Raw genomic sequence first — 14,125 nt, 5'->3', positions numbered from 1 at the left:
CCCACACCTAGTTCCCAACGTTTACGGCGTGGACTACCAGGGTATCTAATCCTGTTCGCTCCCCACGCTTTCGCTCCTCAGCGTCAGTATCGGCCCAGAGATCCGCCTTCGCCACCGGTGTTCCTCCTGATATCTGCGCATTTCACCGCTACACCAGGAATTCCGATCTCCCCTACCGAACTCTAGCCTGCCCGTATCGAATGCAGACCCGGGGTTAAGCCCCGGGCTTTCACATCCGACGCGACAGGCCGCCTACGAGCTCTTTACGCCCAATAATTCCGGACAACGCTCGCACCCTACGTATTACCGCGGCTGCTGGCACGTAGTTAGCCGGTGCTTCTTCTGCAGGTACCGTCACTTGCGCTTCTTCCCTGCTGAAAGAGGTTTACAACCCGAAGGCCGTCATCCCTCACGCGGCGTCGCTGCATCAGGCTTGCGCCCATTGTGCAATATTCCCCACTGCTGCCTCCCGTAGGAGTCTGGGCCGTGTCTCAGTCCCAGTGTGGCCGGTCGCCCTCTCAGGCCGGCTACCCGTCGTCGCCTTGGTAGGCCATCACCCCACCAACAAGCTGATAGGCCGCGGGCTCATCCTGCACCGCCGGAGCTTTCCACCACCAGACCATGCGGCCGGTGATCATATCCGGTATTAGACCCCGTTTCCAGGGCTTGTCCCAGAGTGCAGGGCAGATTGCCCACGTGTTACTCACCCGTTCGCCACTAATCCACCACCGAAGCGGCTTCATCGTTCGACTTGCATGTGTTAAGCACGCCGCCAGCGTTCGTCCTGAGCCAGGATCAAACTCTCCGTGAATGCTTCCCGGATATCCGGGTCGACACATCACGAGAGCGGAACCGCCGGAGGAATAACCCGACGATCCACAGCGTCCTCGCTGTTGTGTTTCAAAGGAACCACGCCCCCACAAACAGGGGGACGGGGTATCAACATATCTGGCGTTGACTTTTGGCACGCTGTTGAGTTCTCAAGGAACGGACGCTTCCATCGGAACCCTTTCACAGGCTCCTCCGGGCGCTTCCCTTCGGTGTTTTCCACCTTACCAGAGCTTTTCGTTCCGATTTCCCGGTCCGATTCCCTGGTCGCAACCTTTCACCGGGACTGTTCCCGGTGCCCGTTGCGGTGGAGCCGTAAACGTACTGGAGCGGGGCGCCCGGATGCAAATCGAGGCGCCCCGCCCGTCGTTGGACGTCAGACCTCCACGACGACCGGGAGGATCATCGGGCGCCGGCGGTAGGTGTCGGAGACCCAACGGCCCACCGCGCGGCGCACCAGCTGCTGAAGCTGGTGCGGCTCCGCCACGCCGTCCTGCGCCGCCTTGGCCAGCGCCTCGTCGATCTTCGGCGTCACGGCACTGAAGTCCTTGTCGTCGATGCCCGAGCCCCGCGACTGGAGGTGCGGCCCGCCGACGATCTTTCCGGTGCTGCTGTCGACCACCACGAAGATGGAGATGATGCCCTCGTCACCGAGGATGCGGCGGTCCTTCAGCGAGGACTCCGTGACGTCCCCGACCGACAGGCCGTCCACGTAGACGTACCCGGCCTGGACCTTGCCGCTGATCTTCGCCTTGCCGTCCACGAGGTCGACGACGACACCGTCCTCGGCGATGACCACCCGGTCCCGGGGAACACCGGTGAGCGCGCCCAGCTCGGCGTTGGCCCGCAGGTGGCGCCACTCCCCGTGCACCGGCATCAGGTTCTTCGGCCTGCAGATGTTGTAGAAGTACAGCAGCTCGCCCGCCGAAGCGTGCCCGGAGACGTGGACCTTGGCGTTGCCCTTGTGCACGACGTTGGCGCCCCAGCGGGTCAGGCCGTTGATGACCCGGTAGACCGCGTTCTCGTTGCCCGGGATCAGGGACGACGCCAGGATGACGGTGTCGCCGTCGACGATGCGGATCTGGTGGTCGCGGTTCGCCATCCGGGAGAGCGCGGCCATGGGCTCGCCCTGGGAGCCCGTGCAGACGAGCACCACCTCGTCGTCCGGCAGGTCGTCCAGCGTCTTCACGTCCACCACGAGGCCGGCCGGGATGTTCAGGTAGCCGAGGTCGCGGGCGATCCCCATGTTGCGGACCATCGAACGGCCCACGAACGCGACCCGTCGGCCGTACTCGTGCGCGGCGTCGAGGATCTGCTGGATGCGGTGCACGTGCGAGGCGAAGCTCGCCACGATGATGCGCTTCTGTGCACCGGCGAAGACCTGGCGGAGCACCTGGGAGATGTCCCGCTCAGGGGGGACGAAGCCCGGCACCTCGGCGTTCGTGGAGTCGGACAGCAACAGGTCGATGCCCTCCTCGCCCAGGCGCGCGAAGGCCCGCAGGTCGGTGAGCCGGCCGTCCAGCGGCAGCTGGTCCATCTTGAAGTCGCCGGTGTGCACCACCATGCCTGCGGGGGTGCGCACCGCGACCGCGAGGGCGTCCGGGATGGAGTGGTTCACCGAGACGAATTCGCAGTCGAACGGGCCGATGCGCTCCCGGTGTCCCTCCCGTACCTCGAGGGTGTAGGGGCGGATGCGGTGTTCCTGAAGCTTCGCCTCGATCAGGGCGAGGGTCAGCTTGGAGCCGATCAGCGGGATGTCCGGCTTCTCCCGCAGCAGGTACGGGACGGCGCCGATGTGGTCCTCGTGACCGTGGGTGAGGACGATGCCCTCCACCTGATCGAGCCGGTCGCGGATCGAGCTGAAGTCCGGGAGGATCAGGTCGATGCCCGGCTGCTCCTCCTCGGGGAAGAGGACGCCGCAGTCGACGATGAGCAGGCGGCCGCCGTACTCGAAGACGGTCATGTTGCGGCCGATCTCGCCCAGGCCGCCGAGCGGAGTGACGCGCAGGCCACCCTCGGCGAGTTTCGGCGGCGGGCCGAGTTCGGGGTGCGGATGACTCAAAAGACTCTCCTCACCACTCGCGCCACGCACCCTGCGAGGGCACGTGGCGCGAGCGATATGTGTTCACTTGCCTGTGTTCTCGGTATGCAGTTGTGCGGTATGCAGTTGTGAAGTCCGTGTCTAGAGATGTACCCCGCCGGCGGCGAGGTCGAGCTTGAGCTGCTCGGTCTCCTCGGGCGACAGCTCCACCAGCGGCATGCGCAGCGATCCGGCCGGCAGGCCCTGGAGAGCCAGCGCCGCCTTGCAGGTGATCACACCCTGGGTGCGGAACATCCCGGTGAAGACCGGGAGCAGCTTCTGGTGGATCTCCGTCGCCTTGACGACGTCGCCGCTGAGATGGGCCTCCAGCATCGCGCGCAGCTCCGGGGCCACCACATGGCCCACGACGGAGACGTAACCGATGGCGCCGACGGAGAGCAGCGGCAGGTTGAGCATGTCGTCGCCGCTGTACCAGGCGAGGCCGCTGGTGGCGATGGCCCAGCTGGCGCGGCCGAGGTCGCCCTTGGCGTCCTTGTTGGCCACGATGCGCGGGTGCTCGGCGAGCCGGACGATCGTCTCGGTGTTGATGGGGACGCCGCTGCGGCCGGGGATGTCGTAGAGCATCACCGGCAGCTCGGTGGCGTCGGCGATCGCGGTGAAGTGGCGGTAGAGCCCCTCCTGCGGCGGCTTGCTGTAGTACGGAGTGACCGCGAGCAACCCGTGTGCGCCGGCATGCTCGGCCTCGCGGGCGAGCTTGAGGCTGTGCGCGGTGTCGTTGGTACCGGCTCCGGCGACGACGTGGGCGCGGTCTCCGACGGCCTCCACGACCGCACGGACGAGCTGGGATTTCTCCGCATCGCTGGTGGTCGGGGACTCGCCGGTGGTGCCGTTGACGATCAGCCCGTCGTTGCCGGCGTCGACCAGGTGGGCGGCGAGCCGCTGGGCGCCGTCGACGTCGAGCGCACCGTCCGCGGTGAACGGCGTGACCATGGCGGTCAGGACCCGCCCGAAGGGCGTCTGCGGTGTGGAGGTCGGAGCCATGGGTCCCACGCTACTCGCAGGGGACGCCCGGTCGCTTCCTCGGGGCTCTCGGAGAGGACACCGGCACTGCCTGCTCGGGGGTTCAGGCAGTGCCGGGTCCGTCCAACCACCCTAGAGGAACTTCGTGAAACGGTGCAATACGGACACAGTCGGCCTCTCGGGCGATGCTGCGTTCCGGCACCGGCCCCGATGCCGCGGTCCCACCCGATCGGCGCGCCGGACGGCGTGTCCCCCGCGCGGCGTCAGGGCGCCACCCGGCCGTTCTTGTTGAACGCCGCGTGGGTGAGCGGCATCAGCTCGGCCCACTGCGCCTCCATCGCCTCCGCCACCATCTCGATCTCACGCTGCGGGAACGAGGGCGTCTTCGCCAGCTCGTGCCGGGTGCGCAGGCCGAGGAAGTGCATCAGTGAGCGGGCGTTGCACGTCGCGTACATCGAGGAGTACAACCCGACCGGCAGTACGGCGCGCGCCACCTCGCGGGCGACGCCGGCGTCGAGCATCTCCAGGTAGGCGGTGTACGCCTGCTGGTACGACGCGGTCATCGCCCCCTCGACCAGCTTGAGCTGCTCGGGCGAACCCTCCACGAACTCGTACTTGCCCGGACGGCCCTGCTGCACCAGCTTCCGCGCCTCGTCCGGCACGTAGAAGACCGGCTCCAGCTGCCGGTACCTCCCCGACTCCTCGTTGTATGACCATCCGACCCTATGACGGTGGAACTCGCGGAAGACGAAGAGCGGTGCGCTGACGAAAAAGGTCATCGAGTTGTGCTCGAACGGACTGCCGTGCCGGTCGCGCATGAGGTAGTTGATGAGCCCCTTGGACCGCTCGGGGTCCTTCGTCAGCTCGTCGAGGGACTGCTCGCCGGCAGTGGAGACCCGTGCGGCCCACAGCACGTCGGTGTCGGCCGCGCTGTGCTTCACCAGCTCGACGGTCATGTCGCTGCGGAAGCGGGGGCTGGGGGCTGTGCTGCTGTCGGCTTCGGACACCGGCGGTTCCTTCCAGGTTCTTGCATCGCTGCGCCGCTGCATCGCTGCGCCGCTGCGTCGCGTTCGCGGCGGCGCTCAGCCTACGGGCCGCCACCGACAATGCGGGCATCCGGGGACACGGCCCACGGCCCGAGGTGGTTCACGCGGCGCCGTCTCGCTAGTCTCACCGGGCACGCCCCGACCGACCGCGACCGAGGAACCGCCGTGCCCCTGAACTTCCTGACGGCCGACCACGCCCCGGTCGTCCCCGCACACGATGCCGACCGTCCGCTCCCGCACGAAGAGCGCGCACGCTGGCGGCGCCCGTACCGCCTCGGTCCGTGGCGGGTCGCGGGCGCGGCGGTGGTGCTGCTGCTCACCTCGTACGTGCTGATCTCCGCGGTCATCCTCGCCATGGCGGGGCAGCTCACCGGCGCCGCCGTCTTCGCCGCGGTGGCCGCGCTGATGACGGCCGCGGCGCTGCGCGCGCTGCGGATGGGCGTGTGGGTGAGCGGCGCCGGACTGCGTCAGGTCGGGCCGCTGTACACCGTGACGCTCCCGTGGGCGGAGGTGGCCGCGGTGCGCACGGCGCAGCAGCCGGTGAAGTGGCTGGGGCTGCCGCGGACCGTGCAGGGGCAGGCGCTGGTGGTCGAGCGGGCGCGCGGCGGTTCGGCTCTGCGGACGCAGCTCACCACGCACAACGCGGACTTCCTGAACCGTCCGGAGGCGTTCGACCGGGCCGCCGACGTCATAGAGGGCTGGTCGGCGGAGGCGCGCGGGGCGCAGGGCGAGCAGGGAGCGCGCTGAGTCGCCGCCCGCCGCCGGTCTCGGCGTGTGCAGGAGGCCCCGGCCGGGCGGACCGGCCGGGGCCTCCTGCGCGTCGCGGCGGTCAGCCCTCCTGGGACCAGTCGTAGAAGCCGCGGCCGCTCTTGCGGCCCAGGTGGCCGGCCTCCACCTTCTCCACCAGCAGCGCGGGCGGCGCGAAGCGCGGGCCGAGTTCCCGCTCCAGGTAACGGGCGATGCCGAGACGGACGTCGAGGCCGACGATGTCGGTGAGCTTGAGGGGCCCGGTCGGATGGCCGTATCCGAGGGCCATGGCGGCGTCCACGTCCTCGGCGGAGGCGACGCCGGACTCCACCATGCGGATGGCCTCCAGACCGAGGGCGACGCCGAGGCGGCTGCTGGCGAACCCCGGTGCGTCCTGCACCACGACGGCCGTCTTGCGCAGCTGCTCCACCCAGGCGACCGCGCGCTCGCGGAGACCGTCGGCGGTGGACGGCGCGAGGACCACCTCGACCAGCTTGCTGGCGGGCACGGGGTTGAAGAAGTGCAGGCCCAGCATGCGCTCCGGGCGGGCGAGCGCCTGGGCGAGGGTGTCCAGGGAGATGCTGCTGGTGTTGGACGCGATGACCGTGTCCGCGGCGACGGCGTCCTCGACCGCGCGCAACGTCGTCAGCTTGAGGTCGAGGTCCTCCGGTACCGCCTCGACGACGAGTCCGCTGCCGGCCAGGTCGGCGTGCGCGGTGACGGTGCGGAGCCGGCTCAGCGGCTCGGCCGGGTCATCGATCTTGCCGCGGTCGGCGCTCGCCCGCAGGGCGCGCTCGACGCGTGCGGCCGCCGCGTCGGCGGCCTGCTTGTCCCGTTCCAGGAGGGTCACTTCGCTGCCGGCGAGCAGCAGGGCGTGGGCGATTCCGGCGCCCATCCGCCCGCCGCCGACGACGCCGCAGACGAGCGGCAGCTGGGTCGGGGATGCGGTCGGCTGTCCGGTCTCGGTCATGTGCGTCCTCCCTGTCGTCGCAGGCCACCGGCGGAGTGACCTCGGTAGGTGTTCCTATCGCACGGCGCGGCGCCCGCTCCGGCCGGGTCAGCCTTCGCGCGGGGCGCGGCCGTCGTGCAGGGCGATGGCGCGCTGCATGGCTTTGCGGGCCCGGGGGGTGTCGCGGGCGTCGTGGTAGGCGACGGCGAGCCGGAACCAGGTGCGCCAGTCGCCGGGCTCGGCCTCGGCCTCGGCCTTGCGGCGGGTGAAGACCGCGTCGGCGGAGTCCCGGTCGATGCGTCCGCTGGGGGTGCGCCGCAGTTCGTCCTCGGGCAGTCCGCCCTCCGCCTCCAGTTCGCGCGCCAGCCGATTGGCGGAGCGCGCGAAGCGCGTGGTGTGCCAGAGGAACCACAGGCCGATCGCGGGCAGCGCCAGGACCGCCAGGCCGAAGGCCACGGTGACCGCCGTGCCCTGCCGGATCAGCGCCACGCCCCGGCCGCCGACGAGGACGAAGTAGACGACCAGGACGGCGGCGAGGGTGAAGTAGGTGAGGCGGGCGCGCACGGGCTCAGTCCAGGTCCATGAACGCGTCGAGACCGTACGTCAGGCCCGGCGCGGAGACCACGCGCCGCACGCCCAGGAGCACGCCCGGCATGAACGAGCCGCGGTTCATGGAGTCGTGCCGCAGCGTGAAGATCTCGCCCTCGTCGCCGAACAGGACCTCCTGGTGGGCGACCAGCCCGCGCAGGCGGACCGCGTGTACCGGAACGCCGTCGACGTCGGCGCCGCGGGCGCCTTCCAGGGTGGTGGACGTCGCGTCGGGCTGCGGTGCGCAGCCTGCCTCGCGGCGGGCGTCGGCGATGAGCTGCGCGGTGCGTACGGCGGTGCCGCTGGGTGCGTCGGCCTTGTTGGGGTGGTGCAGTTCGACGACCTCGACGGACTCGAAGAAGCGTGCCGCCTGCTCGGCGAAGCGCATGGTGAGCACGGCGCCGATGCCGAAGTTCGGTGCGATGAGCACGCCGGTGTCCGGGGACTCGGCAAGCCGGGCGCGCACCGTCTCGAGGCGTTCGTCGGTCCAGCCGGTGGTGCCGACGACGCCGTGGATGCCGTTGCGGACGAGGAAGTCGAGGTTGCCCATGACGGCGTCCGGGTGGGTGAGGTCGATGGCGACCTGTGTCCCGGCGTCGGTGAGGGCGGCCAGGTCGTCGTCACGGTCGACGGCGGCGACCAGATCCATGTCGTCGGCGTTCCGGACCGCCTTGACGGCCTCGGAGCCCATCTTTCCCTTGGCGCCGATGACGGCGACCCGCAGCGTGCTCATGCGTCTTCCAAGTCCTCGGGGGTGTACGGGGGTGCGGTCAGGTGACCGCGTCGTGGAGGTGGGCGGTCTGCCGGTCGGTGAGCGGGCCGATGGCCGAGAGCGACGGCCGGGCGGTCAGCACGTCGCGGGCGACGGCCCGCACGTCGTCGGGGGTGACGGCGGCGATCCTGGCGAGCATCTCGTCCACGGACATCTGCTCCCCCCAGCACAGCTCGCTCTTGCCGAGCCGGTGCATCAGCGCGCCGGTGTCCTCCAGTCCCAGCACGGTCGAGCCGGAGAGCTGGCCGACGGCGCGGCGCACTTCCTCGTCGGTGAGTCCGTCGCGCGCGACCTGGTCGAGTTCGTCCCGGCAGATCTTCAGCACGTCCGGCACCTGGCTCGCGCGGCAGGCGGCGTACACGGAGAAGAGGCCGCAGTCGGCGAAGCCGGAGGTGTAGGAGTAGGTGCTGTAGGCCAGGCCGCGCTTCTCGCGGATCTCCTGGAAGAGCCGGGAGCTCATGCCGCCGCCGAGTGCGGCGCTGAGCACGCCGAGGGCCCAGCGGCGTTCGTCGTTGCGGGAGACGCCGGGCATGCCCAGCACCAGGTGGGCCTGTTCGGTCGTGCGTTCCAGGACGTCGACGCGGCCTGCTCCGCGCAGGGTCTTGGCGCCGGTGCGGGGGCCGACGGGTTCGGCGGCCGCCCTGCGGGCGAGCGCGCCGGAGCGTTCGAAGGCCTCCTGGACGCGGCGTACGACCAGGTCGTGGTCGAGGTTGCCGGCGGCGGCCACGACGAGGCGCGTGGGGTCGTAGTGCCGCCGGTAGAAGCGGGCGATCTGGTCGCGGGTGAGGCCGTTGACGGTGTCGACCGTGCCGAGGACGGGCCGGCCCAGGGGGGTGTCGCCGAACATGGTGCGGGCGAAGAGGTCGTGCACGCAGTCGCCGGGGTCGTCGTCGGTCATCGCGATCTCCTCGAGGATCACGCCGCGTTCGGCGTCCACCTCGGCGGGGTCGATGACGGAGTCGGTGAGCATGTCGCTGAGGACGTCGATCGCCAGCGGCAGGTCGGTGTCGAGGACACGGGCGTAGTAGCAGGTGAACTCCTTCGCGGTGAAGGCGTTCATCTCCCCGCCGACGGCGTCCAGCGCGGCGGAGATGTCGAGGGCGGAGCGCCGCTGCGTGCCCTTGAACAGCAGGTGCTCCAGGTAGTGGGTCGCTCCGTTCAGGGCGGGGGTCTCGTCGCGCGAACCGACGTGCACCCAGATGCCCAGCGTGGCGGACCGCACGGTCGGCAGCGTCTCGGTGACGACGCGCAGGCCCCCGGGGAGCACGGTGCGCCGGACGGTGTCGGCCGCGGTCGCACCGTCCGGGAGCGTCGATGTACGGGCGACGGCCCCCCCCTCGGTGGAGGGGCGGGCCGTCGCGCGGGGGTCGGACGTCACTGGGAGGCGTCGTCCTTCCCGTCCGCGCCGTCGTCGGAGCCGTTCTCCTCGTCCTCCAGGACGGGGATGAGGGACAGCTTGCCGCGCTGGTCGATCTCGGCGATCTCGACCTGGACCTTCTGGCCGACGCCGAGGACGTCCTCGACGTTCTCCACACGCTTGCCGCCGACGATCTTGCGGATCTGCGAGATGTGGAGCAGACCGTCCTTGCCGGGGAGCAGGGAGACGAAGGCACCGAAGGTGGTGGTCTTGACGACCGTGCCCAGGTAGCGCTCGCCGACCTCGGGCATCGTCGGGTTGGCGATGCCGTTGATCGTGGTGCGGGCGGCCTCGGCGGACGGGCCGTCGGTGGCACCGATGTAGATGGTGCCGTCGTCCTCGATGGAGATGTCGGCGCCGGTGTCCTCCTGGATCTGGTTGATCATCTTGCCCTTGGGGCCGATGACCTCGCCGATCTTGTCCACCGGGATCTTGACGCTGATGACGCGCGGAGCGTGCGGCGACATCTCGTCCGGGATGTCGATGGCCTCGTTCATCACGTCGAGGATGTGCAGCCGGGCGTCGCGGGCCTGCTTGAGGGCCGCGGCGAGCACCGAGGCGGGGATGCCGTCGAGCTTGGTGTCCAGCTGCAGCGCGGTGACGAAGTTGCGCGTGCCGGCGACCTTGAAGTCCATGTCGCCGAAGGCGTCCTCGGCACCGAGGATGTCGGTCAGCGTCACGTAGTGCGTCTCGCCCTCGATCTCCTGCGAGATCAGGCCCATGGCGATACCGGCGACGGGGGCCTTGAGCGGCACACCGGCGTTCAGCAGCGACATGGTGGAAGCGCAGACGGAGCCCATGGAGGTGGAGCCGTTGGAGCCGAGCGCCTCGGAGACCTGCCGGATGGCGTAGGGGAACTCCTCACGCGTCGGCAGCACCGGCGTGATGGCGCGCTCGGCCAGCGCGCCGTGGCCGATCTCGCGGCGCTTGGGCGAACCCACGCGGCCGGTCTCGCCGACGGAGTAGGGCGGGAAGTTGTAGTTGTGCATGTAGCGCTTGCGGGTCACCGGGGAGAGGGTGTCCAGCTGCTGCTCCATACGCAGCATGTTCAGCGTGGTGACGCCCAGGATCTGGGTCTCGCCGCGCTCGAACAGCGCCGAACCGTGCACCCGCGGGATCGCCTCGACCTCGGCGGCCAGCGTACGGATGTCCGTGACGCCGCGGCCGTCGATGCGCTTCTTCTCCTTGATGACGCGCTCGCGCACCAGGGACTTGGTCAGCGTCCGGTAGGCGGCCGAGATCTCCTTCTCGCGCCCCTCGAACTGCGGCAGCAGCTTCTCGGCGGCCAGACCCTTGACGCGGTCCAGCTCGGCCTCGCGCTCCTGCTTGCCGGCGATGGTGAGCGCCTGCGAGAGCTCGTCCTTGACGGCGGAGGTGAGGGCCTCGAGGACGTCGTCCTGGTGGTCCAGGAAGATCGGGAACTCGCCGGTCGGCTTGGCGGCCTTGGCGGCGAGGTCGGACTGCGCGCGGCACAGCACCTTGATGAAGGGCTTCGCGGCCTCCAGGCCGGCGGCCACGATCTCCTCGGTGGGAGCCTCGGCACCGCCCTTGACCAGCTCGAAGGTCTTGTCGGTGGCCTCGGCCTCGACCATCATCACCGCGACGTCGCCGTCCGGCAGCACACGGCCGGCGACGACCATGTCGAAGACGGCGTCCTCCAGCTCGGTGTGCGTGGGGAACGCCACCCACTGGCCGTTGATCAGGGCGACGCGGGTGCCGCCGATCGGGCCGGAGAAGGGCAGGCCGGCCAGCTGCGTGGAGCAGGAGGCGGCGTTGATGGCGACCACGTCGTACAGGTGGTCGGGGTTGAGCGCCATGATCGTCTCGACGATCTGGATCTCGTTGCGCAGGCCCTTCTTGAAGGAGGGGCGCAGCGGCCGGTCGATGAGGCGGCAGGTGAGGACGGCGTCCTCGCTGGGCCGGCCCTCGCGCCGGAAGAAGGAACCGGGGATCTTGCCCGCGGAGTACATCCGCTCCTCGACGTCCACCGTCAGCGGGAAGAAGTCGAGCTGGTCCTTCGGGTTCTTGGAAGCGCTGGTGGCCGACAGCACCATGGTGTCGTCGTCCAGGTACGCGACGGCGGAGCCGGCGGCCTGCTTGGCCAGGCGGCCCGTCTCGAAGCGGATGGTGCGGGTGCCGAAGGAGCCGTTGTCGATGACTGCCTCGGCGTAGTGGGTCTCGTTCTCCACCAGGGATATCTCCTCGTCTGCGTCCGTCGCCCGTGTGGCGGCGGACCGTCTGGGCGGGACGCTCCCTGGGCGGTGCCGGTCTTCGATCGAAGCACCCGGCTCCGTGCGGCGCGCTGTGCGCCACTGTGTCCGGGGGCCACTACCGAGGACCGGCGTCGTGGGACGCGCCCGGCCTTACTCGGGTCGTGCGGGTCGTGCGGTTGTGCTGTGTGGTTGTGGGACCAGGTTACTCACCTTCCGCCCCACACGAGATATACGAGGGGAGCGGCTCCCGTGTCGCGGGAACCGCTCCCCTGTATTCCGCTGCTAGCGGGCGGCGCCGGCCGCGCCGCGGCGGATGCCGAGGCGGTCGACCAGGGCACGGAACCGCTGGATGTCCTTCTTCGCCAGGTACTGCAGCAGGCGGCGGCGCTGGCCGACCAGGAGCAGCAGACCACGGCGGGAGTGGTGGTCGTGCTTGTGGGCCTTCAGGTGCTCGGTGAGGTCCGAGATGCGCGCGGAGAGCAGGGCCACCTGAACCTCGGGGGAGCCGGTGTCACCCTCCTTGGTGGCGAACTCGGACATGATGGACTTCTTCCGGGCAGCGTCGAGAGACGACACGCGTACTCCTCATGGGTTGAGCCGCCGAGCGTCCCCGGTCTACTGCACAGGGAGTCTTCGGTCACTCGACAGGCCCGGTCAGCTTACCAGCGGACGCGGACGCCTCCGCCCACCCCCCTGCGGACGCCGTGCGGCGTGGGCAGGGGGGCGGGCGGAGGTCCATCGTGCGCCGGGGTGGCGGGTGGCGGGTGGCGGGTGGCGGGTGGCGGGTGGCGGGTGGCGGGTGGCGGGTCAGCCGATGAGACCACGCATCTCGCTGTAGACGTCGTGCACCGCGAGGCACAGCGGGATCAGCGTGAGCAGCACGAAGGTCTCGGAGATCTCCATGAAGCGACCCCAGAAGGGGGAGAGACCGGTGCGGGGGATGATCAGTCCGATGGCCGTGACCAGCGCCGCGGCGGCCGCGATGGAGGCGGCGATCCAGATGGTGCGGAAGTCCATGCCGGTGCTGTCGCCCAGGAGCATGTCGCGGACCAGCTCGGTCGGCGAGTTCAGGGAGAGGCCCAGGGCGAGCAGTGCCAGGGCGCCGAGGCCGGCGATCAGGGCGCAGGAGACCTGCGAGGTGTAGCGGAAGAGGCGGGCGCGGAGCAGCATCGCCAGGCCGGCGGCCAGGGCCAGGAGCTGCGCCCAGCCGTCGTCGGAGAAGCCGAGCACCGACGCGGCACCGATGACCACGGCGCAGAAGCCGCCGACCAGGCCGACGAGGAGTTCGTGGCCGCGGCGGGCCTGGGTGGCGATGCGTTCGCCGTCGACCGGGCCCTGGATCTCGCGGCCGCCCTCGCGGTCGGACGCGCCGGGGCCGCCGGCGCGCGGCTCGAAGCCGACGGGGAGGCGTGCGAAGCGTGCGGAGAGCCCGGGCAGGAAGGCGATGGTGCCGACGGCGAGGGGTGCGGCGACGGCGGCGGCCTCCACCGGCTCGATGTCCGACAGGATCGCGATGAAGGTGATGAGGCTGCCGACGGCCGCCGCGACGGCGGCGGAGACGAACGGCCCGTCGCCGCTGGGGGTGATGGCGATCAGCACGACGGAGGCGAGCAGCACGGCGACGCAGCCGAGGAGGAACTGGAGACGGCCGATGCCGTCTCCTTCGCCGAGCGGCAGGGCCCCGGAGCCGGCGATCATGATGTGCGGCATCGCGCCGAGGCCGAGCGCGATGGACGAGGCCCGGTCGTCGTAGACGCGGGCGCGGACGCAGGCGAGCGCGACCAGCAGCACGCCGGCCGCGGCGGCGATGATGCCCGGCAGGCCGTGCATGTCGTGCTTGACCGGGTCGGCGAACCAGAGCGCGAAGGCCATGAGGACGAGGAGGACGCCGCCGCCGGTGAGTCCGGCGATGCGCATCAGCTTCTCGTTCCACAGCGTGCGGTCGCTGCGGACCGCGGAGGCCACGGCGTCGCTGACGTCGTCGAACACGGCGGCGGGAAGCGAGTCGGCGAAGGGGCGCAGCAGCAGCACCTCGCCGTCCCGGATGCCGTTGCCCGCGAGTGAGAGGCCCGCCTCGAGCACCCCTCCGTCGCGGCGGACCAGATGGTAGCCGGACAGCGACCCCTCGGCCGCGCCGCCGGAAAGCCGGGCGATCTCCGGGTAGACGTCGCTGAGCGGCACCCCCTCGGGCAGCGCGACATCGATCCGCCCGCCGGGCGCTACTACCGTGACGCGGCAGAAGCCGGTCGCTGCGGTCGTGGCCACCTTGATATTCCCCCTTGCTCGGTACGCGGTACCCGGCACGTCGGTGCGCGGCGTCCGGCGACTCGTTGAATCACGACAACTCGGGCGCTTACAGAACCGCCCGCATGCCCCTCGCCGCAGAATCTTCTCGGCGAGAGAGCGCGGGTCACCTTACCGCCCTCGGTCGGCGGTCACTCCTCCCGGAGTGCCCCTGCTCACCCGCTAGGATCAACGCCTGCATGACCGGTAGCTGTTGCAGA

The 14,125-nt window shown here is 70.2% G+C and carries 11 protein-coding genes and 1 rRNA gene; 1 reads left to right on the top strand and 11 read right to left on the bottom strand.

Features of this window, described 5'->3' with window-relative positions; genetic code table 11:
* The 4 genes from RM572_RS08695 to thyX form a co-directional block, all read right to left on the bottom strand.
* Window positions 1-811 (bottom strand): 16S ribosomal RNA (locus RM572_RS08695); the annotation flags it as partial.
* A gap of 393 nt (window positions 812-1,204) precedes the next feature.
* On the bottom strand, window positions 1,205-2,890 hold the full coding sequence (locus RM572_RS08690; protein WP_311672673.1) for a ribonuclease J: 1,686 nt from the start codon (window positions 2,888-2,890) through the stop codon (window positions 1,205-1,207).
* Between the two features lie 120 nt (window positions 2,891-3,010).
* Window positions 3,011-3,910, bottom strand: coding sequence for a 4-hydroxy-tetrahydrodipicolinate synthase (gene dapA, locus RM572_RS08685; RefSeq protein ID WP_311672672.1), 900 nt, complete (start codon window positions 3,908-3,910; stop codon window positions 3,011-3,013).
* A gap of 242 nt (window positions 3,911-4,152) precedes the next feature.
* Window positions 4,153-4,845: an FAD-dependent thymidylate synthase gene (gene thyX / locus RM572_RS08680; protein ID WP_311672690.1), complete on the bottom strand. Its 693-nt coding sequence runs from the start codon at window positions 4,843-4,845 to the stop codon at window positions 4,153-4,155.
* Between the two features lie 255 nt (window positions 4,846-5,100).
* Here thyX and RM572_RS08675 point away from each other — a divergent pair, with 255 nt between their 5' ends.
* Window positions 5,101-5,682, top strand: coding sequence for a hypothetical protein (locus RM572_RS08675; protein WP_311672671.1), 582 nt, complete (start codon window positions 5,101-5,103; stop codon window positions 5,680-5,682).
* Window positions 5,683-5,764: 82 nt separating this feature from the next.
* On the opposite strand, the gene RM572_RS08670 is transcribed toward RM572_RS08675, so the two are convergent.
* The 7 genes from RM572_RS08670 to eccD form a co-directional block, all read right to left on the bottom strand.
* Window positions 5,765-6,652 (bottom strand): 3-hydroxyacyl-CoA dehydrogenase family protein, encoded by an 888-nt coding sequence (locus tag RM572_RS08670; RefSeq protein WP_311672670.1) that lies wholly within the window; start codon window positions 6,650-6,652, stop codon window positions 5,765-5,767.
* Between the two features lie 87 nt (window positions 6,653-6,739).
* Window positions 6,740-7,195 (bottom strand): hypothetical protein, encoded by a 456-nt coding sequence (locus RM572_RS08665; RefSeq protein WP_311672669.1) that lies wholly within the window; start codon window positions 7,193-7,195, stop codon window positions 6,740-6,742.
* Between the two features lie 4 nt (window positions 7,196-7,199).
* Entirely contained in the window at window positions 7,200-7,952 is a 753-nt protein-coding gene (gene dapB, locus RM572_RS08660) for a 4-hydroxy-tetrahydrodipicolinate reductase (RefSeq protein ID WP_311672668.1), read from the bottom strand.
* 37 nt (window positions 7,953-7,989) lie between these two features.
* Entirely contained in the window at window positions 7,990-9,369 is a 1,380-nt protein-coding gene (locus tag RM572_RS08655) for a M16 family metallopeptidase (RefSeq protein ID WP_311672667.1), read from the bottom strand.
* Window positions 9,366-11,597, bottom strand: coding sequence for a polyribonucleotide nucleotidyltransferase (locus RM572_RS08650; protein WP_311672666.1), 2,232 nt, complete (start codon window positions 11,595-11,597; stop codon window positions 9,366-9,368). The genes RM572_RS08655 and RM572_RS08650 overlap by 4 nt, the downstream gene beginning before the upstream one ends.
* 306 nt (window positions 11,598-11,903) lie before the next feature.
* Complete coding sequence (gene rpsO / locus RM572_RS08645) at window positions 11,904-12,197, bottom strand: 30S ribosomal protein S15 (RefSeq protein ID WP_027763953.1); 294 nt, start codon at window positions 12,195-12,197, stop codon at window positions 11,904-11,906.
* 231 nt (window positions 12,198-12,428) lie between these two features.
* Window positions 12,429-13,886 carry a type VII secretion integral membrane protein EccD gene (eccD, locus tag RM572_RS08640; RefSeq protein ID WP_311672665.1) on the bottom strand — a complete coding sequence of 486 codons (1,458 nt, stop codon included), beginning with the start codon at window positions 13,884-13,886 and terminating at the stop codon, window positions 12,429-12,431.
* Window positions 13,887-14,125 lie beyond the last annotated feature (239 nt).

This window comes from Streptomyces hazeniae, from assembly GCF_031845485.1.
Classification (GTDB): Bacteria; Actinomycetota; Actinomycetes; order Streptomycetales; family Streptomycetaceae; genus Streptomyces; species Streptomyces hazeniae.
This window is presented reverse-complemented; position numbering and strand designations above follow the sequence as displayed.

Coding starts and splice junctions, on each gene's coding strand:
- RM572_RS08670 (WP_311672670.1), bottom strand. CDS start 6,652: ATGACCGAGACCGGACAGCCGACCGCATCCCCGACCCAGCTGCCGCTC.
- dapB (WP_311672668.1), bottom strand. CDS start 7,952: ATGAGCACGCTGCGGGTCGCCGTCATCGGCGCCAAGGGAAAGATGGGC.
- thyX (WP_311672690.1), bottom strand. CDS start 4,845: ATGACCGTCGAGCTGGTGAAGCACAGCGCGGCCGACACCGACGTGCTG.
- dapA (WP_311672672.1), bottom strand. CDS start 3,910: ATGGCTCCGACCTCCACACCGCAGACGCCCTTCGGGCGGGTCCTGACC.